Genomic DNA, 19,278 nt, shown 5'->3' with positions numbered 1-19,278 from the left:
TTGTTAGCTTAATAAAAGTTGGGTCACCGCATAATTGGTAACAATTAGAACTACACTTGTCCAGACGAAAGAGGTTGTTGAGGCCTCTCCAACCTCCAATGCACCACCTTTCATGTAATATCCATGATAAGCAGGAACAGTAGCCAGGATAAAGGCAAAAAGGAATGTTTTTATAAAAGCATAGGTAAGATGAAAACCATTAAAATCGTCCTGCAGCCCCGTTAGAAACTGATCTGAAGTAACAAAACCTCCAAATACCGCAGCACAATAGGCACCTGCAATTCCCAGAAACATTGATATGGCAATTACAAACGGATAAGTTAACATTGCAGTGATCTTAGGGAAAATAAGATAATTCTTGGAATTTATTCCCATTACTTCCAGTGCATCAATTTGCTCGGTAACCCTCATAGATCCAATACTGGAAGTAATAAAAGACCCCACTTTCCCAGCCATAATGATGGAAATAAAGGTTGGTGCAAATTCTAAAATCACAGATTGTCTTGCTGCGTAGGCCACCAGTGATTTAGGAATAAGCGGGTTATTTAAATTTAGTGCTGTTTGAATCGCTACCACTGCTCCAATAAAGAAAGAAAGGAATGCAACAATGCCCAGAGAGCCCATTATAAGCTCATTTATTTCTTTAAAAATAAGATTTCTAAGAACCGAAGCTTTCGTCATTCGGCCAAAAACTCCTTTAAGCATTAAAAAATATTCCCCAATGGAGTGCAGGTAGGTCATTAATTGAATTTTGAAAGGCTAAAATACTAAATTTTCGCGCTAAACTATTTAACGCTTAATTAAACTTTAGCGTTTCAAGTTTAGTATTTTTGAAGTCCATTAAAAAACTTAACCCGATGAAACGGTATTTTTTAGCATTAATATTTGTAATTAATCTGGCGCCATTGAAAGCTCAGATTGTAAACGAAAAACCAAAACTGGTCGTGGGAATTGTAGTAGATCAGATGAGGTATGATTACCTCACCCGCTTTTGGGATCAATTTGGAGAAGAAGGTTTTAAAAGGCTTGTAAATAATGGATATAATTTTAAAAATAACCACTTCAATTATGTTCCTACCTATACCGGGCCCGGCCACGCTTCAGTATTTACCGGGACTACTCCAGAATATCATGGAATTATAAGTAATGGATGGTTCGATAAATTTGAAGATGAATCTGTCTATTGTGCTGGAGATGCATCGGTAAAACCTGTGGGAACACAAAGTGATGCCGGTAAAATGTCTCCGCATAGAATGAAGTCGACCACTTTTGCAGACGAAAACCGTCTTCATACTCAAATGAAGGGAAAGACGATAGGAATTGCATTAAAGGATCGTGGCGCTATTCTTCCCGCAGGCCATACCGCAAATGCTGCTTACTGGTTTCATGGCCGCGACGAAGCTAAATGGATCACCAGTAGTTATTATATGAATGAACTTCCTCAGTGGGTAAAAGATTTTAACAAGTCTGGAAAGGCCAAATCCTATTTAAAGCCCTGGAATACCTTAAAAGATATCAACTCTTATAAGGAAAGTGGAGCGGATGAAAATAATTTTGAATTTGGTTACCAGGGAAAAGAAATCGCAAGCTTTCCATACGATCTTAAAGCATTAGCTTCTGAAAATGGGGAATACGACTTAATTAAAGCAACTCCTTATGGAAATGACCTAACTGCTGAATTTGCAAAAGCTGCCATTAAAGGAGAGAGCTTGGGGAAAGATGAGATCACTGATGTGCTTACACTTAGTTTTTCAAGTACAGATTATGTGGGACATAATTTCGGAGTGAATTCCAAAGAAATTCAAGACACGTATATGAGGTTGGATCTTGCCCTGGCAGATTTTCTTAAATATCTGGACGAAACAGTAGGGGAGGGTGAGTATACTGTCTTCTTAACCTCAGACCACGGTGGAGTAGATGTTCCTGCATATTTATCCAGCCGAAAAATTCCTTCCGGTTATTTTAATGATGTCGAGGAGAACAAGAAAATTGAAGATTTTGTTCGTGAAGAATTCAAAGTAGATAGTCTTATTCAGAATATTTCAAATACACAGGTCTTTCTTGATTATAAAGTATTGCAAGAAGAAGACCTGGATGCTCATGAAGTTCAGCAAAAAATTGCCCATTTTTTACTTCAGCAAGAGAGTATTTCAAGAGTTTATACAAGGGAACAATTGCAATCTGGTAGTTTTACCAAAGGGATTAGTTCTTTAATTCAAAACGGATTCAATCAGGAGCGTAGCGGTGATATCGTTTTTGTGCTGGATCCTGGTTACATCATTTATCCTGAAAAAGGAACTACGCACGGCTCAGGTTTTATTTATGATACGCACGTGCCGCTAATTTTCTTCGGAAAAGGGATTAAGCATGGCAGTACCTTTGAACATTCGGTAATTCCGGATATTGCTCCTACCATGTCTGCAATACTTGGAAATTCTTTTCCTGATGCTTCAACAGGACAGCCATTAAAAATTATGCTTAAGGATTAAGCGAATTTCTTCCTGATGTTCGCCCAGCGTAATTGTCTTATAAAACGGCCTTCTTCTTCTGAAACAAGAAAAGGTCGTTTTTTGTTTTTTGCCTGGAAATAACCTGAAGCATAATGTAAAAATGCAAAAGGATTCATTTTCATTGCCGCCAGTTTAGCTGAAGCGATTAAACTTAAAGTCATTCCATACCGCAACCTGTAGAATGCTTCTCCCTGTTTTCTTCCGGCATGTTCAAAATAGTTCATCCCTGTTGGTCTTAAATGCTTAACCAGTAAAGTTTGATCTGTGATTACCTTCCAGCCATGAAAGCGTGCCAGGAGTTCATCTGCAGTGTCCCAACCCATAGCTGGTTTTAATTGACCAATCTGGATGAAACAATGTTTTCTGTAAGCTTTTAAAGCACCTCGAATATGATCATTTCCGGTAAGATTTTCAGGGATCCATTTATTTTTTCTCTGGATGCTACAGAAACCACCCACCATTCCGGCCAGATTATCATTATTAAAATACTCGGCTATTTTCTCCAGATAATTTACCGGAAAGATAAGATCTGCATCAAATTTACAGATCACATCAAAATCATCATCCAGTTTATAATAACCTTTATAGAATGCGTTTACCACCTTGCTGCCGGGAGCATGCTCAGTAGAAGAATTATTTTTAACCAGTTCTATAAACGGGTATTTTGAAACGAATTCTTCAACAATTTCAGAAGTATTATCTGTAGAGCTGTCATCTACCACTACCACTTTATTTGGTTTCAGGCTTTGGTCTGCGAGAGACTGAAGTGTCTGGCCTATAAAGTTGGCTTCATTATGAGCGGGAATAACAACGTAGATTTTCAAGAGAAAATTGATTACTATGAGTTGCTAAAATAGAATTTTAGGGGAAGAAGCTTAGCTTTTTTCAGCATAAACTGCATAATACCGCGGAGTGAATTTTCTTAAGACAGGGCGTATCCCAAGCTTGTTTACAGGATTTGTCCATTTAAGACTTTCCTTGATCTGCCAGCCACTTTTCTCAAATAACCAATCAAATTGCCAGTCTTCAAATTCGTGAAAATGGCGGTCCCATTTATCGGTCTTACTTCTATATGCTGGGGAGAACCATAATTTAAGCGGAACACTGGCGATGATCTTTTTGGATTTTATTTTCCGAAGAATATTATATGGAGCAAGCAGATGTTCAAAAATTTCAAATGCCGTTACCAGGTCGTATTCTTCATTCTGCACAGCTTCAAAATTATCATCCAGATCTTCTCCCGACGTATTGGTAACCTCATATCCATTGCTGGCCATAATCTTTGAAAAAGGATTCTCTACCCCCAGGTCCAGAACTTTGGCCGGAGGGGGAACCATTTCTTTCAAAAATTCCAGGGTTTTTTGATAACGCTTTTCGGGAAAAGTATGCTCGTACATTTTAGATCTGGTAAGTGATCGCGTTGATGTTCATGCCCGCGCCAACACTGGCAAACATAACAATATCGCCTTTTTCCAGTTTTTGATCTTTAATTTTGCCTCTACTAACCAAGTCAAAAAGAGTGGGAACGGTAGCCACACTGCTATTTCCTAATTCATGAATGGTCATGGGCATTACGCCTTCAGGTGGAGTCATTCCATGTAGCTTGTAGAAACGCTGGATTATGGCATAGTCCATCTTTTCATTGGCCTGGTGAATAAAAACCTTTTTGAGATCTTTTATTGTTTTTCCACTATTTTCAAGACATTCCTTCATCGCTTTTGGAACGTTGATGAGCGCAAATTCATAAATTTTCCTGCCATGCATCTTAATATATCTTATATTCTCTGATGCGGTAGATTGGTTGGATTTCCCAAAATAGATATATTCAGATTCCTGAAAAGAATAGGTCCCTGATTCGTGTGAGAGTATTCCTGATTCGCCTTCAGATGCTTCAAGAATAACAGCGCCGGCACCATCAGAAAAAATCATGGAATCCCGATCATGTTTATCCACAACACGGGAAAGTGCTTCGGCTCCAATGATCAGGCACTTTTTAGCAATTCCTGCTTTAATAAATGCCTGCGCCTGGATCATTCCCTCGATCCAACCCGGGCAACCGAAAAGTAAGTCATAACCTACACACTTTGGATTCTTAATTCTTAAATGTGCCTTAACTCTGGTCGCTAAACTAGGTACCGTGTCACTTTGAATAGAATTTGATTTTACATCACCATAATTGTGTGCTACTATAATGTAATCAAGGGTTTCAGGATCGATTCCTGAACTCTCGATCGCCTTTTGACTTGCGATAACAGCGATATCTGAAGTGTTAAGCTTTTCATCTAAATAACGTCTCTCTTCAATCCCTGTAATTGCCTTGAATTTCTTTATGGTAGTTTCATTATCATGCGGAAAAGAAGAACCGTCTATATTAAAGAATTCATGTTGATCAAAATCAGCATTCTTTGTTACAACATTTGGTATATAGCTCCCTGTTCCGGTAATTTTGCAGTTCATCTGACTTTCTTGTTGTTAGATTGACAATTTAAATAAATACTCTTAATACCCGCTTAAATTAAATATTTTTTTAGTCGAAAAAAAACCTGCCGTCTGACAGGTTTTTCTTTAACGAAGACTTGTTAGCTTTAGGCCTCTGCGTATTCTTCTGTTGGGGGACAGGTACACATAAGGTTTCTATCTCCAAAGGCTTCGTCAACTCTTCTAACACTTGGCCAGAATTTATTATCATGAAGATGAGCTAACGGGTAAGCCGCTTTCTCTCTTGAATATGGTAATTTCCATTCATCTGATGTTAACATATGAATGGTATGCGGGGCATTTTTCAATACGTTATTCGTGTCTTCCGCAGTTAATTCGTCTATCTCCTGTCTAATTGAGATCAATGCCTCACAGAAACGATCCAGTTCCGGTTTGCTTTCACTTTCTGTTGGTTCTATCATCATAGTCCCTGCAACCGGGAAGGAAACAGTAGGAGCATGAAAACCGTAATCTATTAATCTCTTCGCAATATCTGTCACCTCGATTCCCTGTTCTTTAAAAGGTCTACAGTCAATGATCATTTCATGAGCAGCTCTTCCTCTCTCTCCGGAATATAAAGTTTTATAGTGACCCTTAAGTCTGGCTTTGATGTAGTTAGCATTCAAGATAGCATATTCAGTCGCTTTTTGAAGACCACCTGTTCCAAGCATTTTTATATAACCGTAGGAAATAAGGCAAACCAAAGAGGATCCCCATGGTGCAGATGAAATTGCACCAATTGCTTTTTCTCCTCCTGTTTTTATTACTGGATTTCCAGGTAAAAAAGGTTTTAATTGTTCTGCCACACAAATTGGTCCAACACCCGGTCCTCCTCCTCCATGAGGAATGGCGAAAGTCTTGTGTAGATTTAAGTGACAAACATCTGCTCCAATTCTGCCAGGATTGGTAAGTCCAACCTGAGCATTCATATTGGCACCGTCCATATAAACCTGTCCGCCGTTTTCATGTATGATATTTGTAACCTCGCGTATGGCCGATTCAAATACACCATGTGTCGATGGATAAGTAACCATCAGAGCAGCAAGATTATCTTTATATTTTATGGCTTTTTCCCGAAGATCTTCAACATCGATGTTTCCATTTTCCGAAGCCTTGGTAACTACAACCTTCATCCCGGCCATTACAGCCGAAGCTGGGTTGGTTCCGTGAGCTGAAGAAGGAATAAGGCACACATTTCGGTGTCCTTCACCTTGTGCTTCATGATAGGCTCTTATAACCATCAGGCCTGCGTATTCTCCCTGAGCACCTGAATTAGGCTGAAGAGAAGTAGCAGAAAAACCTGTAATTTCGGTTAACTGGTCTTCTAATTCTTTTAAAACAGTTTGATAACCTTCCGCCTGGTCTACCGGTACAAATGGATGTAAGCTACCCCATTGCGGGTTGCTTAATGGGAGCATTTCTGAAGCTGCATTAAGTTTCATGGTACAGGATCCCAAAGAGATCATGGAATGATTCAATGAAAGATCTTTGCGTTCCAGTTTTTTGATATAACGCATCAGTTCAGTTTCTGAATGATACAGGTTGAAAACCTCATGCGTTAAAAATTCCGTTTTTCTCTCGAGATTTTGAGGGATTGCAGTTCTTTCAGAAAGTTCCTCGATCTCTTTTTTATCTTTTTCTGCCAGTTCAGCAAATACTGCAATTATCGCGTTAAGATCATCTGTAGTGGTAGTTTCATTTATAGAGATACAGGCACTCTCAGCATCTGGATAAAAGAAATTGATCTCATGTTTTACCGCGATCTCTTTCAGTTTTGATGTATTTGCTTTTACATGAAGCGTATCAAAATAAGCTGAATTCAATTGCTCAAATCCAAGGGCTTTTAAGCTGTCTTCCAGAGATACCGCTGATGCATGTACTGTATTTGCAATATACTCAAGACCTTTTGGGCCATGGTAAACACCGTACATACCGGCCATTACCGCAAGTAAAACCTGGGCGGTACAAATGTTAGAAGTAGCTTTATCTCTTTTTATGTGTTGCTCTCTCGTTTGCAGAGCCATTCTCAAAGCGTTATTACCATCCAGATCTTTGGTTAGACCAATTATCCTTCCAGGAAGGTTTCGCTTATATTCTTCTTTAGTTGCAAAATATGCCGCATGAGGTCCACCATAACCTAGAGGGATTCCAAATCTTTGAGTGGTACCAACCACTACATCTACTCCAAGTTCTCCCGGAGCCTGCAGTTTTACCAGACTAAGTATATCTGCAGCAACGGCTGTTTTTATACCTGCATTTTTACAGTTCTCAATAAAATTTGCATAATCGAAGATCTGTCCAAATTTTCCAGGATACTGCACTAATGCGCCGAAATATTCTTCGGAAAAATCAAATTCCTCATGATTTCCAACCACCATTTCTATTCCCAGGAAATTAGCCCTGGTTTCCATTAAGGAAATAGTTTGTGGTAAAGTCTGTTGAGAAACAAAGAACTTATTTACTTCGTTTTTCTTTTGTTTTCTATCGCGAACTGCATGCAATAGAGCCATGGCTTCGGCTGCAGCGGTAGATTCATCCAGAAGAGATGCGTTTGCAATTTCCATTCCTGTAAGATCACTTACCATGGTTTGGAAATTAAGCAGGGCTTCTAAACGTCCCTGAGCAATTTCTGCCTGGTAAGGAGTGTAGGCCGTATACCATCCCGGATTTTCCAAAATATTTCGTTGAATTACAGCAGGAAGTATTGCCTGGTGATATCCAAGACCTATATAAGTTTTGAAAACCCTGTTTTTCTCAGAAAGCTTTTTAATATGCTCGGCATATTGATTTTCACTCATCGCCTTCGGAAGGTTCAAAGGTTTATCTAACCTAATATCATCTGGAATGGTTTCGTAGATCAATTGCTCTATAGACTCAACGCCGATAGTATCAAGCATTTCTTGAAGATTTTCTGCTTTAGGACCTATGTGACGTAACGCGAAAGAATCTGTTCTCATTAAAATAAATAGTTGTGTTTTTCGTGCTGCGAAAATACATAATTTCAAGCTAATTTTTTACAGTTTAGGCGTATACAGTTGTTAAGATTTTCAGCTGAATTATTTCTATGCGATTTTATATGTAATTTCGTGGGATGAAGTATGTAAAAAATGCTTTTGAACTTTATATAAATAGCAGCATTCATGTCTCTTTAGCAGTTGTTGCTTTTACGCTCATCACTTATTTTCATAACGAGCTTGTTCCAGACCAAAACCTGCTTTTGTTCATTTTCTTTGCCTCTATAACTGGTTACAATTTTGTGAAATATGCCGGGATTGCGAAGCTTCATCATTTAAGCCTGGCAAAAAACCTTAGGATCATACAAATCTTTTCGGGGTTTTGTTTTATTGCTTTGATATATTTCTCTTTTAAATTAAAAACAGAGGTGTTAATTGCCACAGGGATTTTGGGCTTATTCACTTTATTTTATGCGATCCCAGTGTTTGGAGGTGGTAGGAATCTAAGAAGTCTGCCGGGAATCAAGATCTTTATTATAGCAATCGTATGGGCTGGAAGTACAGAAGTGCTTCCTTTGATAAATGCTAAAATCTATCTGGACACAGCAATATTAGTAGATTTTTTACAGCGGCTTTTCCTGATAATTATTCTAACGCTGCCATTTGAAATAAGAGATCTTAATTTTGATAATGAGAATTTGGCAACAATTCCTCAGAAACTGGGAGTTTTTAAAACGAAGGTATTCGGGACTTTTTTAATCTTTTTGGTTTTTCTGATGGAATTAGTTCAGAAATCATTCACTTCGAACGAATTTTTAGCCTTATTGATTGTTTTATTTGTAAGCGGATTATTGTTGTGGGAGTCAAGGGAGAATCAAAAAAAATATTATAGTTCATTCTTGGTAGAAGCAGTACCGATTTTCTATTTCGGAATTTATCTGGTCTTTAGGTACGTTCTTCCGCAAATTCCTTCTTAATTTCTTCCCGCCACTTCTTTTTCTTTTCTTCAGGACAGGTTTCGAGTTTAGAATCTTTTATTAGATGTGTAAGCCTGGAATTCCTGGCTGAAAATTTCCTGCAGGTTTTGCACAATGCCAAATGTATCCGCAGCTTCGCTTTTTCAAATAAATTAGCTTCTTCATATTGAGCTTTATCACAGCAGGTCGCCGCCTCAGAACAATCAAAAAAAAGAAATTTTAGTTTTTTGCCCATAATTAAAACCAGTTTTTTTCTAAACAAGCGGCCAGTGCGGTTCTGGCTCTATGTATGATAACCCAGAGGTTAGACGGGGTGATATTGAATTCATTACAAATGGCTTCAGTATCTGCACCATCAATTGTTTTTCTTTTAAATATCTCTGCGTGTTTTTCGTTTATTGATTCCAAACAATCCAGTATTGCCAGTCCAAGTTCATTATTCTCCATTTCATCTTCTGCTGACCGGTCAAATTGATCTGCTACCTGTTCTTCCAGCCATTCTCCTTCATTATAATCATCAGAATATTTGATCTTAACTTCAGCCTTACCTTTTCTAGAATTGATTTTGCGATAGTAATCTATGATTTTTCGCTTTAAAATCGAAATTAACCAGGTTCTTTCGCTAGCCTCCCCTTTAAAATTCTTCGCCGATTTTAATGCTGCCAAGAAAGTTTCTGAAATAAGATCGTTCGCTACTTCACGATTGTTCACACGAACAATCGTATAGTTAAAAAGATAATCTGAATATTTATCAACCCATTTATTAGGGTCGAGGGTGTTAGCTGACATGATCTAAATTAAATCGATTCTAATCAAAAATAGCAAAAGAAAGGCTATCATAAGTTATAGAAAGGATAAGATTTATAGATGTGGCAACTGTTTTCAGCTATTTTGATATTAAGCCAGCTCTTCTCAATAATGCATCCGGCTTTGGTTCCTTTCCGCGGAAACGTTTATATAGTTCCATAGGATGCTCTGTTCCTCCTTTAGAAAGGATATTTTCTCTGAATTTATCAGCGATATCCTTACTGAAGATACCATTTTCTGTAAAATATTCGAAGGTGTCAGCGTCCAGCACTTCAGCCCACTTATAAGAATAATACCCGGCCGAATATCCTCCCTGGAAAATATGAGAAAATGCGGTGCTCATACAATTTGATGGAACATCGGGATAAAGTTTGGTAGCTTCAAAAGCCTCTAATTCGTGCTTTTTAACGTCTTCAACATTTGATGGATCTATGGCATGCCAGCTGAGATCTAGCATTCCGAAGCTTAGCTGTCTTAGCGTGGTCATTCCTTCAAGGAAATTAGCAGATTCTTTAATCTTATCTATATATTGCTGAGGGATGGCTTCTCCGGTTTTATAGTGCTTTGCAAAAAGCTGTAAAGATTCTTTCTCGTAACACCAGTTTTCTAATACCTGACTGGGAAGTTCCACAAAATCCCAATAAACATTAGGTCCAGAAAGACTAGGATAGGTCGTGTTCGCTAGCATTCCATGTAATGCATGTCCAAATTCATGGAAAAGTGTGGTTACTTCACTAAAAGTTAATAGTGAAGGTTCCTTTTCAGTAGGTTTGGTGAAATTGCATACAATAGAAATATGAGGACGTGCATTTTTACCATTCTGAATATATTGATCTTTATAAATAGTCATCCATGCACCGTCCCTTTTTCCCGGACGCGGGTGGAAGTCGGCGTAAAAAAGGGCAACATCTTCTCCTAATTCATTAGTTACCTGATATGTTTGTACATCAGGGTGATATTTGTCAATATTAGTTACTTCTTTAAAATTAAGTCCGTAGAGTTTTTGTGCAACCGTAAAAACTCCGTCAATAACATTCTCAAGTTTAAAATAGGGCTTTAATTTCTCGTCATCCAGATCAAAAAGTTTCTGTTTTAACTTCTCACCATAATAAGCCGTGTCCCATTTTTGAAGCTGATCTATTCCATCAAGGTCTTTTGCGAAATTCTCCAATTCCTTAAACTCTTTTTCGGCTGCAGGTTTTGCTTTTTCGAGCATTTCATCCAGGAATGAAGTTACTTTTTCCGGAGTTTCAGCCATACGCTCTTCTAAAACGAAATGTGCGTGAGACTCAAAACCTAACAACTTCGCTCTTTTATATCTTAACTTTACGATCTTTAAGACGTTTTCCTGATTGTCTAATTTATCTTTATGAAAGGCTCTGGAGCCAAATGCCATGGATAATTCTTCACGGAGAGCCCGATCATTAGCATATTTCATAAAAGGAATATAGCTTGGATATTCTAGGGTAAAGATCCAGCCTTCTTTGTCTTTTGATTTCGCAACAGATCTGGCTTCTTCTTTAAAGCTCTCTGGTAAACCACCAAGCCTTGATTCGTCAGTTACCCGAAGCTCATATTTATTGGTTTCAGCCAGAACATTTTCACCAAATTGTAGGCTCAACTTCGAGAGTTCTTTATCTATTTCACGAAGATCATTCTGCTTCTCGTCTGGCAGGTTTGCTCCATTTCGGGTAAAAGATTTATATTTCTTATCCAGAAGTGTCGCCTGTTCTGTGGAAAGATCAAGGGAGTCTTTGGTGGAAAAGATTTCTTTAATTTTTCTAAAAAGTTCTTTGTTTAGAATTACATCATTCTTGAATTCTGAAAGCACCGGTGATACTTCCTGTGCTATTTTCTGGATCTCTTCGTTTGTTTCAGCTGAATTTATATTGAAGAATATACTGGTTACACGATCCAGTTTTTTTCCTGAGAATTCCAGCGCTTCGATCGTATTTTCAAAAGTTGGTGTTGCTTCAGAATTTACAATTTCATTTATTTCTTCCCTAGCCAGCTCAACTGCCTTTAAAATTGCAGGTTTATAATCTTCGGTTTTGATCTTCGAGAAAGGAGCGTATTCAAAATCTGTTAATAGAATATTCTGAGAACTCATTAGTATTTATTTTGATTAACGCTAAAGATTAAATTAATTAACGCTAATGATGATTTTTAGGTATTTTTTGATATTTTAGCAGATTCATGTTGAAAATGAATCATTTACAATATAGTAGTTTGCAAAGTTCTGGTTTTATATTTAGAATGGTTAATAAATAATAAGTACAGATTAAAAATGTTTACTACTTGAAGGGCCGCATCAGCGGCCTTTCTTATTTTTTAAGTGAATTTGCTCCTTCAATAACTTTTTGCTTTAGTCCTTCCTTATAGACAAGAATTTTATCCAGAACACATTTATCTGAAACTCCTATAATTTGAGCGGCCAGGATTCCTGCATTTTTAGCACCATCCAACGCGACTGTAGCCACAGGTACACCCCCAGGCATTTGAAGAATGGATAATACTGAATCCCAACCATCTATAGAGTTTCTTGATTTTACAGGAACACCAATGACCGGAAGGGGAGACAGGGAGGCGACCATGCCCGGTAAGTGTGCAGCGCCCCCGGCCCCGGCAATAATAACCTTGATACCTTTTTCATGGGCTGTTTTACTAAATTCAAAAAGCTTCTCGGGTGTTCTGTGAGCTGAAACTATATCTACTTCAACTTCAATATCAAAACCTTTTAAAATGTCGATGGCTTCCTGCATTACCGTCATATCACTGGTACTGCCCATGATTACTGCTACTTTTCCCATTCTAATTATTTTTTGCTTATCACTTTAATACTATTCTTAACTTTTTCAGCAACTTCACGGGCTTTTTTCAAGTCTTTATCAACGATGGTCACATGCCCCATTTTACGGAATGGCCTGGTGATCTTTTTCCCATAGATATGAGGAGTCACGCCATCCATTTTCATGATCTTTTCAATATTCTCATAAACAACTTCTCCTTCGTGATCCTGATCTCCTACCAAATTTACCATTATTCCTCCAACTTTGCTTTCTGTATTACCAAGGGGAAGATCGAGAATCGCTCTTATATGTTGTTCAAATTGATTGGTGTAAGCTGCTTCTATACTGTAATGACCACTGTTATGAGGTCTTGGAGCAACTTCATTGATAAGTATTTGATCATCTTCTGTCTGAAACATTTCTACCGCAAGTAATCCTACATGCTGGAAAGCTTCGGAAACTTTTTCTGCTAATTTCCTGGCCTTATCCGAAATTTCTTTATCTATTCGCGCCGGACAGATCACGTATTCAACCTGATTCGCTGTGGGATGAAATTCCATTTCTACCACAGGATAAGTCTTCATTTCTCCGGAAGGATTTCTAGCTACGATGACCGCCAACTCATTTTTGAAAGGAATCAATTTCTCCGCGATGCATTCACCTTCAGAAAGCTTGTCAAGATCTTCGATTTTTTTAATGACAGAGACACCTTTACCGTCGTAACCGCCGGTAGCACTTTTCCAGACAAATGGGATTTCTGTTTTTCCTTCTATAACAGCATTTTTCAAATTTTCGATGGAATTGAAAACTTCAAAACTTGCAGTAGGAATATCTTTCTCTTTATAAAAATTTTTCTGTACAGCTTTATTCTGGATCTTCTCCAGCGTACTTGCCGATGGATATGTTTTTTTACCTTCTGCTTCAAGTTTTTTCAAAGCATCAATATTTACACCTTCAATTTCGAAAGTGACAACATCGGCTTTTCTGCCGAAATTGAGGACTGTTTCATAATCCATAAGGTCTCCTTGTTCAAAATAATTACAGGAGATCTTACATGGCGCTTCTTCGCTGGGATCCAGGACAAGCGTTTGAATGTCATACTTTCTGGTTTCGTATAACATCATTTTTCCTAACTGACCACCGCCAAGTATAGCCAGTTTAAAGTCTGAAGAGAAATAATTTACCATAATTTCGATAGGCTTTTGGCAAAAATAACTTATTCGAATTTCCCGCCATACATATTCGGTAAGAAATCGGGCTGTTGAGCTTATAGAGATTCCTTATCTTTGCCACTTAAAATTTGACAGTTTTGATAAAACTACATGATCTTGAATTTGAACCTTATATTTCCGAAGAGGAAATTATGATGGCCATTGAAGAGATTTCAGTAAAACTCAATAAGGATTTTGGTCATAAAAGGCCTGTCTTTCTTGGGGTTTTAAATGGTTCTTTCATGTTCGCTTCAGAAATTATTAAAAGATTCAGCGGAGATTGTGAGATCAGTTTTGTGAAAATGGGATCTTACGAGGGAACTGAAACTACCGGCGAGGTGAAAACTTTGCTTGGTTTAAATCAAGAATTAAAAGGGAGGCAGGTAATTCTACTGGAAGATATTGTAGATACCGGAAACACGCTGGTTGAGATTGATAAAATTTTAAAGAAAGCAGAAGTGGAAGATTATAAGGTGGTTACTTTATTCTATAAACCGGAAGCTTATAAGAAGAATATTCCCATTCAATATATAGGGATGGAAATACCTAATAAATTTATAGTTGGTTTTGGTCTGGATTATGATGGTTTAGGTCGTAACCTTACTCAAGTATATAAACGCAAATAAGTAAAATGACAAATTTAGTGCTTTTTGGCCCTCCGGGAGCCGGCAAAGGAACTCAGGCAACTATTCTTAAAGATAAATATGAACTCATTCATATTTCTACAGGCGATGTTTTTAGGTTCAATATTAAAAATAAAACCGAATTAGGTCTAAGTGCTAAATCTTTTATTGATAAAGGTCAGCTAGTGCCAGATGAGGTTACTATTAATATGCTGAATGCGGAGGTTGAAAAGAATGAAGGAACTAACGGATTTATTTTTGATGGTTTCCCAAGAACTGAAGCACAGGCAGAAGCTTTAAGTACTTATTTGGCATCCAGAGGAACAGAGGTTCATGCCATGATCGCTCTGGAGGTTGAAGATGAGGTGCTGGTGGAGCGTTTATTAGAAAGAGGAAAGACTTCCGGAAGACCTGATGATGCGGATGAGAAGGTAATTAGAAACCGGATCAGGGTTTATTATAATGAAACTGCTATTCTGAAGAATTTTTATCAGAAACAGGATAAATATTATGGAGTAGACGGGGTAGGAAGTATTAGTGAGATCACACAGCGATTAAGCAACGTGATAGACGATTTAATGAAATAAGAGATGACTGAAGGGAATTTTGTTGACTATGTGAAAATTCATGTTTTTTCCGGAAAAGGAGGGAAGGGTTCTGCTCACCTTCATAGGGAGAAATATATTACTAAAGGTGGGCCAGATGGTGGAGATGGTGGTCGTGGTGGACACGTAATTGTAAAAGCCAACAAAAATCTCTGGACATTATTTCATCTTAAGTTCAAGCGTCACGTAAAAGCTGAGTATGGGGGTAATGGAAGTAAGCAGCGAAGTTCAGGTGCCCAGGGTAATGATGAAATTATTGAAGTTCCATTGGGAACTGTGATTCGGGATACCGATACAAATGAGATCATCAAAGAGATCACTGAAGACGGGCAGGAATTTATTGTAGCTGAAGGTGGAATGGGAGGCCGTGGAAACTGGCATTTTAAGAGTTCTACCAATCAGACTCCAAGATATGCACAACCGGGCGTTGACGGACAGGAAGTTGATATCACCCTTGAGTTAAAAGTTCTTGCAGATGTTGGCCTGGTTGGTTTCCCAAATGCTGGAAAATCTACGTTGCTTTCTGTGATCACCGCGGCGAAACCAAAGATCGCTAATTATGAATTCACAACTTTAAAGCCAAATCTCGGAATTGTAGAATATCGTGATTTCAAAACTTTTGTAGTAGCCGATATCCCTGGAATTATTGAAGGGGCAGCTGAAGGTAAGGGGCTTGGACATAGATTTCTTAGGCATATTGAGCGAAATTCAACATTATTATTCCTTATTCCGGCTGATGCCAAGAGTATTAAAGAACAATACGATATCCTGTTAGACGAATTAAAGCGATATAATCCAGAGTTGATAGATAAGGATAGATTGATTGCTATTTCGAAGAGTGATCTTTTAGATGAAGAACTAAAACAGGAGATGGCTCGTGAATTGGATAAGGAGCTGAAGCTACCTTACCTGTTTATTTCCTCTGTGGCGCAATCTGGGCTCACAGAACTGAAGGATAAATTATGGCAAATGCTCAATAAAGAGCCTGTTTAAATCCTGTTAAACCTATAAAGTCTCGATTTGATTTTGCTTATTTTTAGTAAAAATCAGATTATGAGACTTTTAAAATATTCTTTTCTACTACTATTCATAGTGGCCTGTAATTCTCCCAAGGCTTTCTATGACTATGATCAGCAGGTTAACTTTAATCAGTACGAAACTTATTCACTTTTCCCCGATTTACAGACTGGTCTGAGTCAATTGGATGAATCCAGACTTGTTAATAGTTTGAATCAAGCTATGACAGAAGAAGGTCTTATCAATTCCGGAAATCCTGGAATCTACGTAAATGTTTACACTAAAGAATTCCAGCAGGATAATCGTAACCGCGTTGGAGTTGGAATTGGTGGCGGAGGAGGAAATGTTGGAGTAGGAGTCTCCGGTGGTATTCCAATTGGTCAAATGGATACGTATCTTGAGCTGACTTTCGATTTTATTGATGTAGAGAAAGATGTGCTTGTCTGGCAGGCGGTAGTGGAAAGTTCTTTTAATGCTAATGCTAAACCTGAAGCAAGACAGGAAAAATTTGATAAGATTGTGGCAAAAGCCCTCGAAGGTTATCCACCTAAAAAATAGTAGATTCTTACTACCTATTAAAAATAAAAAAGCCCCGCATAATGCAGGGCTTTTCACTTTTTGATTGGTTAGTTAGTATCAGTTAGAAAATTTAGTTTTCTTCTTGATCTTCCATATCCTCATTATCCATTTCTGGATCCATATCAGAGTTCTCGTTCATAGATCCATTTCGGTTAGATACTACGAATACACTTCTACGGTTCTTAGCATACTGTTCGTTTGTACAACCAGTTGGTTCAGTACAATCGTTCACTGGTCTGCTTTCACCATAACCTTCTGAAATAAGTCTTCCTTTATCGATTCCTTTTTCAACAAGGTAATCTACAGTTGAAGCAGCTCTTCTTTTAGAAAGCGCCATATTATATGAATCAGAACCTCTAGCATCTGCATGAGATTCTACTTTCACTTTAATGTTTGGATAATCATTCATATAAGTCACTACAGAGTCAAGAACTGGCTTAGACTCAGCTTTAATAGTAGCTTTATCAAAGTCGAAGTAGATCTTGCTTCCATCGATAGGAATAATATCCTGTCCGCTTGTTTCATCAGTTACCGTTGGAGCTTCAATGATCTCATTTTCTTCACGTGTAAATTGGTATAGATTGTCTGTACCTCTTCGGTTAGAAGCAAAATAACCCATTTCTTCACTTTCCTTGATCACGAATGCAAAATCATCGCTTCCACTGTTTATAGATCCTCCAAGGTTTTCAACTTCTGAAAAATCACCTTCAGTTCTGAAAATATCAAGATTTCCAAATCCCTGGTGTCCATCTGATGTGAAATAAAGAACTTCTTCATCACTGATGAATGGGAACTGATCTCTGTGAGCTGTGTTCACTCCAGGACCTAAGTTTTGAGGAGTTCCGTAAGTTCCATCTTCGTTCACATCTACAACGTAGATATCAAATGAACCACTTCCACCCGGCATATCACTGGCAAAGTAAAGTTTACTTCCGTCAGCACTTAAGCTTGGGTGTTCTACTGAATATTCTTCGCTGCTAAATGGTAGTTTCTCAACATTTGTCCATTCACCATCAACATTTTCAGCACGGTAAAGACTGATGTGAGCTACACGCTCGTCATTTTCATTCTTCACTCTGTCTTCATTAGTTCTGTCAAAGAACATTACGGTACCATCCTGACTGAATGTAGCCGAACTCTCGTGCTCATCAGTATTAATAGCATCAGAGAAAAGAACGATATCGGTCATCTCACCTTCCTCATTCATTTGGGCGCTATAAAGGTCCAAAGCAGGAAGTTTATTCCAGGGATAGATTGGACGTTCCTGGTTTCTTGTAGATGCGAATGCAACACGGTCACCATAAAATCCAATTCCGAAGTCTGAAGAAGACTGGTTATTCATAACCTGGTCGTAGTTGAATTTATGAGGAACCATTGTGTCCAGTTCGCTTGCAAATTCTTCATGATCCCAGTTTTCACCAGTTAATTCATTCATTAATTCATCAGCTTTTACATAATTACCTGCAGCCATTAGCGTGTGGGCGTATCTAAACTGATACTCAGGCTCTACTGCTCCTTCATGTCTTAAGAACAACAATTCATATACTTCAGCTGCGTTCTGCATTTGATTGGTATAGAAGTAGGAGTCTCCAAGATTCTGAAGAACCTCCTGAGATTTATCGTTTACATTCTCGTAAGCATCTGCTGCATCAATATATGCGGCCTGGGCAAAAAACTTGTCTCCATCCCTGATGTCAGACTTTTGTCCGAAAGCGGTAATGCTTACAAAAATTATTAAAAGTGTACTATATATATTTTTCATGTTAATCGGGTTTTAGAAGAATCTAGGTGATTTGTCATATCCTTTTTTAAGTCCGAATAGATCAAGATCAAATAATAACATGATCTCGTGTGATCCATCGTTGCTTAAGTCGTAGGTTGGATAGTCATAAGCATATCCAATTCTAAGACTTGGTGTAACTCTGAAGTTAACCAAACCAGTGATGGTTTCGTCAAATCTATAACCTAAACCTGCTTCCAGCCTGTCATACAATAAAACGTTAGCATTTACATCAACAGATAGCGGAGCTCCGTTTACCCCTCTTACCATGGTAGAAGGCTTTAATTTAAAGTTCTCGCTTATGTCAAATACATATCCACCAGTTAAATAATAGTGAATTTCTTCAGTACCACGGTCACGAAGTGTTTGACTATCGTCTAAGTGATCTGAAGTTAACAGGTTAGGAGCAGACACACCTAAATAGTGATTATCTCCAAACCAGAATGCACCAACTCCAAAAACAGGGAATATTTCACTTATGTTTTCAAAAGCCGGATCATTCGGATCATTAACAACTAATCCAGAAAGATTAGCATCAAAAGTTGTAAGACCTGCCTTAGCACCAAATGATAAATTGGTGTTTTCTCCAGTTGGAATCACATAAGCGAAATCTGCAGTAATGTTGTTTGATTTTTCAACATTTCCAATTTCATCATGTACCACTGTAAGTCCAAGTTCTACTCTCTCGCTAATAGGAGTGTGGGCAAAGAAGTTGAGGGTGCGAGGTGCACCGTCAACATCTGTCCATTGCATTCTGTAAATAGCCCCGAGATCTAACATTCCCGGATCGTCTGTCGCATACGCAGGATTCACCATACTCAGGTTATACATGTACTGAGTGAAAAGTGGATCTTGCTGGGCTAATCCTTTTATAGAGAAAAGGATAATACCTGCGAATAATAAATATTTTGTGATTATTTTTTTCATTTCGTTCTCTTGTTTATCCTA

The 19,278-nt window shown here is 38.1% G+C and carries 18 protein-coding genes; 6 read left to right on the top strand and 12 right to left on the bottom strand.

Features of this window, described 5'->3' with window-relative positions:
- Positions 1–3: 3 nt before the first annotated feature.
- Positions 4–741, bottom strand: a complete 738-nt coding sequence (locus LGQ90_RS08295; RefSeq protein ID WP_229339999.1) for an MlaE family ABC transporter permease — start codon at positions 739–741, stop codon at positions 4–6.
- Between the two features lie 116 nt (positions 742–857).
- On the opposite strand from LGQ90_RS08295, the gene pafA reads away from it, so the two are divergent.
- A complete protein-coding gene (pafA, locus tag LGQ90_RS08290) occupies positions 858–2,489 on the top strand; it encodes an alkaline phosphatase PafA (protein ID WP_229339997.1) in 1,632 nt (543 codons plus the stop codon).
- On the opposite strand, the gene LGQ90_RS08285 is transcribed toward pafA, so the two are convergent.
- From LGQ90_RS08285 to gcvP, 4 genes are all read right to left on the bottom strand, one after another.
- Positions 2,486–3,334 (bottom strand): glycosyltransferase family 2 protein, encoded by an 849-nt coding sequence (locus tag LGQ90_RS08285; RefSeq protein WP_229339995.1) that lies wholly within the window; start codon positions 3,332–3,334, stop codon positions 2,486–2,488. The genes pafA and LGQ90_RS08285 overlap by 4 nt on opposite strands.
- A gap of 51 nt (positions 3,335–3,385) precedes the next feature.
- Positions 3,386–3,907, bottom strand: a complete 522-nt coding sequence (locus tag LGQ90_RS08280; RefSeq protein ID WP_229339993.1) for a class I SAM-dependent methyltransferase — start codon at positions 3,905–3,907, stop codon at positions 3,386–3,388.
- A gap of 1 nt (position 3,908) precedes the next feature.
- The gene (locus LGQ90_RS08275) at positions 3,909–4,967 is read right to left on the bottom strand and encodes a 3-oxoacyl-ACP synthase III family protein (RefSeq protein WP_229339991.1); all 1,059 of its coding nucleotides are present in this window, start codon (positions 4,965–4,967) and stop codon (positions 3,909–3,911) included.
- A gap of 128 nt (positions 4,968–5,095) precedes the next feature.
- Entirely contained in the window at positions 5,096–7,945 is a 2,850-nt protein-coding gene (gene gcvP, locus LGQ90_RS08270) for an aminomethyl-transferring glycine dehydrogenase (RefSeq protein WP_229339990.1), read from the bottom strand.
- A gap of 134 nt (positions 7,946–8,079) precedes the next feature.
- Here gcvP and LGQ90_RS08265 point away from each other — a divergent pair, with 134 nt between their 5' ends.
- The gene (locus LGQ90_RS08265) at positions 8,080–8,919 is read left to right on the top strand and encodes a UbiA prenyltransferase family protein (RefSeq protein WP_229339988.1); all 840 of its coding nucleotides are present in this window, start codon (positions 8,080–8,082) and stop codon (positions 8,917–8,919) included.
- On the opposite strand, the gene LGQ90_RS08260 is transcribed toward LGQ90_RS08265, so the two are convergent.
- From LGQ90_RS08260 to LGQ90_RS08240, 5 genes are all read right to left on the bottom strand, one after another.
- Entirely contained in the window at positions 8,888–9,154 is a 267-nt protein-coding gene (locus LGQ90_RS08260; protein WP_229339986.1) for a hypothetical protein, read from the bottom strand. The genes LGQ90_RS08265 and LGQ90_RS08260 overlap by 32 nt on opposite strands.
- A gap of 2 nt (positions 9,155–9,156) precedes the next feature.
- Positions 9,157–9,708, bottom strand: coding sequence for a sigma-70 family RNA polymerase sigma factor (locus LGQ90_RS08255; RefSeq protein ID WP_229339984.1), 552 nt, complete (start codon positions 9,706–9,708; stop codon positions 9,157–9,159).
- A 97-nt stretch (positions 9,709–9,805) separates the two neighbouring features.
- Positions 9,806–11,836, bottom strand: a complete 2,031-nt coding sequence (locus LGQ90_RS08250; protein ID WP_229339982.1) for a M3 family metallopeptidase — start codon at positions 11,834–11,836, stop codon at positions 9,806–9,808.
- Positions 11,837–12,050: 214 nt separating this feature from the next.
- Positions 12,051–12,536, bottom strand: coding sequence for a 5-(carboxyamino)imidazole ribonucleotide mutase (purE, locus tag LGQ90_RS08245; protein WP_229339981.1), 486 nt, complete (start codon positions 12,534–12,536; stop codon positions 12,051–12,053).
- A 5-nt stretch (positions 12,537–12,541) separates the two neighbouring features.
- On the bottom strand, positions 12,542–13,702 hold the full coding sequence (locus tag LGQ90_RS08240) for a 5-(carboxyamino)imidazole ribonucleotide synthase (protein WP_229339979.1): 1,161 nt from the start codon (positions 13,700–13,702) through the stop codon (positions 12,542–12,544).
- 122 nt (positions 13,703–13,824) lie between these two features.
- On the opposite strand from LGQ90_RS08240, the gene hpt reads away from it, so the two are divergent.
- The 4 genes from hpt to LGQ90_RS08220 are packed head-to-tail and all read left to right on the top strand — an operon-like array spanning position 13,825 to position 16,529.
- The gene (hpt, locus tag LGQ90_RS08235; RefSeq protein WP_229339977.1) at positions 13,825–14,352 is read left to right on the top strand and encodes a hypoxanthine phosphoribosyltransferase; all 528 of its coding nucleotides are present in this window, start codon (positions 13,825–13,827) and stop codon (positions 14,350–14,352) included.
- 5 nt (positions 14,353–14,357) lie between these two features.
- On the top strand, positions 14,358–14,936 hold the full coding sequence (locus LGQ90_RS08230; RefSeq protein ID WP_229339975.1) for an adenylate kinase: 579 nt from the start codon (positions 14,358–14,360) through the stop codon (positions 14,934–14,936).
- A gap of 3 nt (positions 14,937–14,939) precedes the next feature.
- Entirely contained in the window at positions 14,940–15,947 is a 1,008-nt protein-coding gene (obgE, locus tag LGQ90_RS08225) for a GTPase ObgE (protein ID WP_229339974.1), read from the top strand.
- 60 nt (positions 15,948–16,007) lie between these two features.
- The gene (locus LGQ90_RS08220; RefSeq protein ID WP_229339972.1) at positions 16,008–16,529 is read left to right on the top strand and encodes a DUF4136 domain-containing protein; all 522 of its coding nucleotides are present in this window, start codon (positions 16,008–16,010) and stop codon (positions 16,527–16,529) included.
- 91 nt (positions 16,530–16,620) lie between these two features.
- Here the strand turns inward: LGQ90_RS08220 and LGQ90_RS08215 are convergent, their stop codons facing one another.
- Together LGQ90_RS08215 and LGQ90_RS08210 are read right to left on the bottom strand one after the other, a co-directional pair.
- Positions 16,621–18,312 carry an OmpA family protein gene (locus LGQ90_RS08215; RefSeq protein ID WP_229339970.1) on the bottom strand — a complete coding sequence of 564 codons (1,692 nt, stop codon included), beginning with the start codon at positions 18,310–18,312 and terminating at the stop codon, positions 16,621–16,623.
- A 12-nt stretch (positions 18,313–18,324) separates the two neighbouring features.
- Positions 18,325–19,257 carry a PorP/SprF family type IX secretion system membrane protein gene (locus LGQ90_RS08210; RefSeq protein ID WP_229339968.1) on the bottom strand — a complete coding sequence of 311 codons (933 nt, stop codon included), beginning with the start codon at positions 19,255–19,257 and terminating at the stop codon, positions 18,325–18,327.
- Positions 19,258–19,278: the final 21 nt, after the last annotated feature.

It is taken from the genome of Christiangramia sediminis (genome assembly GCF_020552705.1).
GTDB classification, from domain to species: domain Bacteria; phylum Bacteroidota; class Bacteroidia; order Flavobacteriales; family Flavobacteriaceae; genus Christiangramia; species Christiangramia sediminis.
This window is presented reverse-complemented; position numbering and strand designations above follow the sequence as displayed.

Excerpts from the sequence above, each read along its gene's own strand:
- LGQ90_RS08295 (WP_229339999.1), bottom strand. The coding sequence starts at position 741 with ATGACCTACCTGCACTCCATTGGGGAATATTTTTTAATGCTTAAAGGA.
- pafA (WP_229339997.1), top strand. The coding sequence starts at position 858 with ATGAAACGGTATTTTTTAGCATTAATATTTGTAATTAATCTGGCGCCA.
- LGQ90_RS08280 (WP_229339993.1), bottom strand. The coding sequence starts at position 3,907 with ATGTACGAGCATACTTTTCCCGAAAAGCGTTATCAAAAAACCCTGGAA.
- LGQ90_RS08275 (WP_229339991.1), bottom strand. The coding sequence starts at position 4,967 with ATGAACTGCAAAATTACCGGAACAGGGAGCTATATACCAAATGTTGTA.
- gcvP (WP_229339990.1), bottom strand. The coding sequence starts at position 7,945 with ATGAGAACAGATTCTTTCGCGTTACGTCACATAGGTCCTAAAGCAGAA.
- LGQ90_RS08265 (WP_229339988.1), top strand. The coding sequence starts at position 8,080 with ATGAAGTATGTAAAAAATGCTTTTGAACTTTATATAAATAGCAGCATT.
- LGQ90_RS08260 (WP_229339986.1), bottom strand. The coding sequence starts at position 9,154 with ATGGGCAAAAAACTAAAATTTCTTTTTTTTGATTGTTCTGAGGCGGCG.
- LGQ90_RS08255 (WP_229339984.1), bottom strand. The coding sequence starts at position 9,708 with ATGTCAGCTAACACCCTCGACCCTAATAAATGGGTTGATAAATATTCA.
- LGQ90_RS08250 (WP_229339982.1), bottom strand. The coding sequence starts at position 11,836 with ATGAGTTCTCAGAATATTCTATTAACAGATTTTGAATACGCTCCTTTC.
- purE (WP_229339981.1), bottom strand. The coding sequence starts at position 12,536 with ATGGGAAAAGTAGCAGTAATCATGGGCAGTACCAGTGATATGACGGTA.
- LGQ90_RS08240 (WP_229339979.1), bottom strand. The coding sequence starts at position 13,702 with ATGGTAAATTATTTCTCTTCAGACTTTAAACTGGCTATACTTGGCGGT.
- LGQ90_RS08230 (WP_229339975.1), top strand. The coding sequence starts at position 14,358 with ATGACAAATTTAGTGCTTTTTGGCCCTCCGGGAGCCGGCAAAGGAACT.
- obgE (WP_229339974.1), top strand. The coding sequence starts at position 14,940 with ATGACTGAAGGGAATTTTGTTGACTATGTGAAAATTCATGTTTTTTCC.
- LGQ90_RS08220 (WP_229339972.1), top strand. The coding sequence starts at position 16,008 with ATGAGACTTTTAAAATATTCTTTTCTACTACTATTCATAGTGGCCTGT.
- LGQ90_RS08215 (WP_229339970.1), bottom strand. The coding sequence starts at position 18,312 with ATGAAAAATATATATAGTACACTTTTAATAATTTTTGTAAGCATTACC.
- LGQ90_RS08210 (WP_229339968.1), bottom strand. The coding sequence starts at position 19,257 with ATGAAAAAAATAATCACAAAATATTTATTATTCGCAGGTATTATCCTT.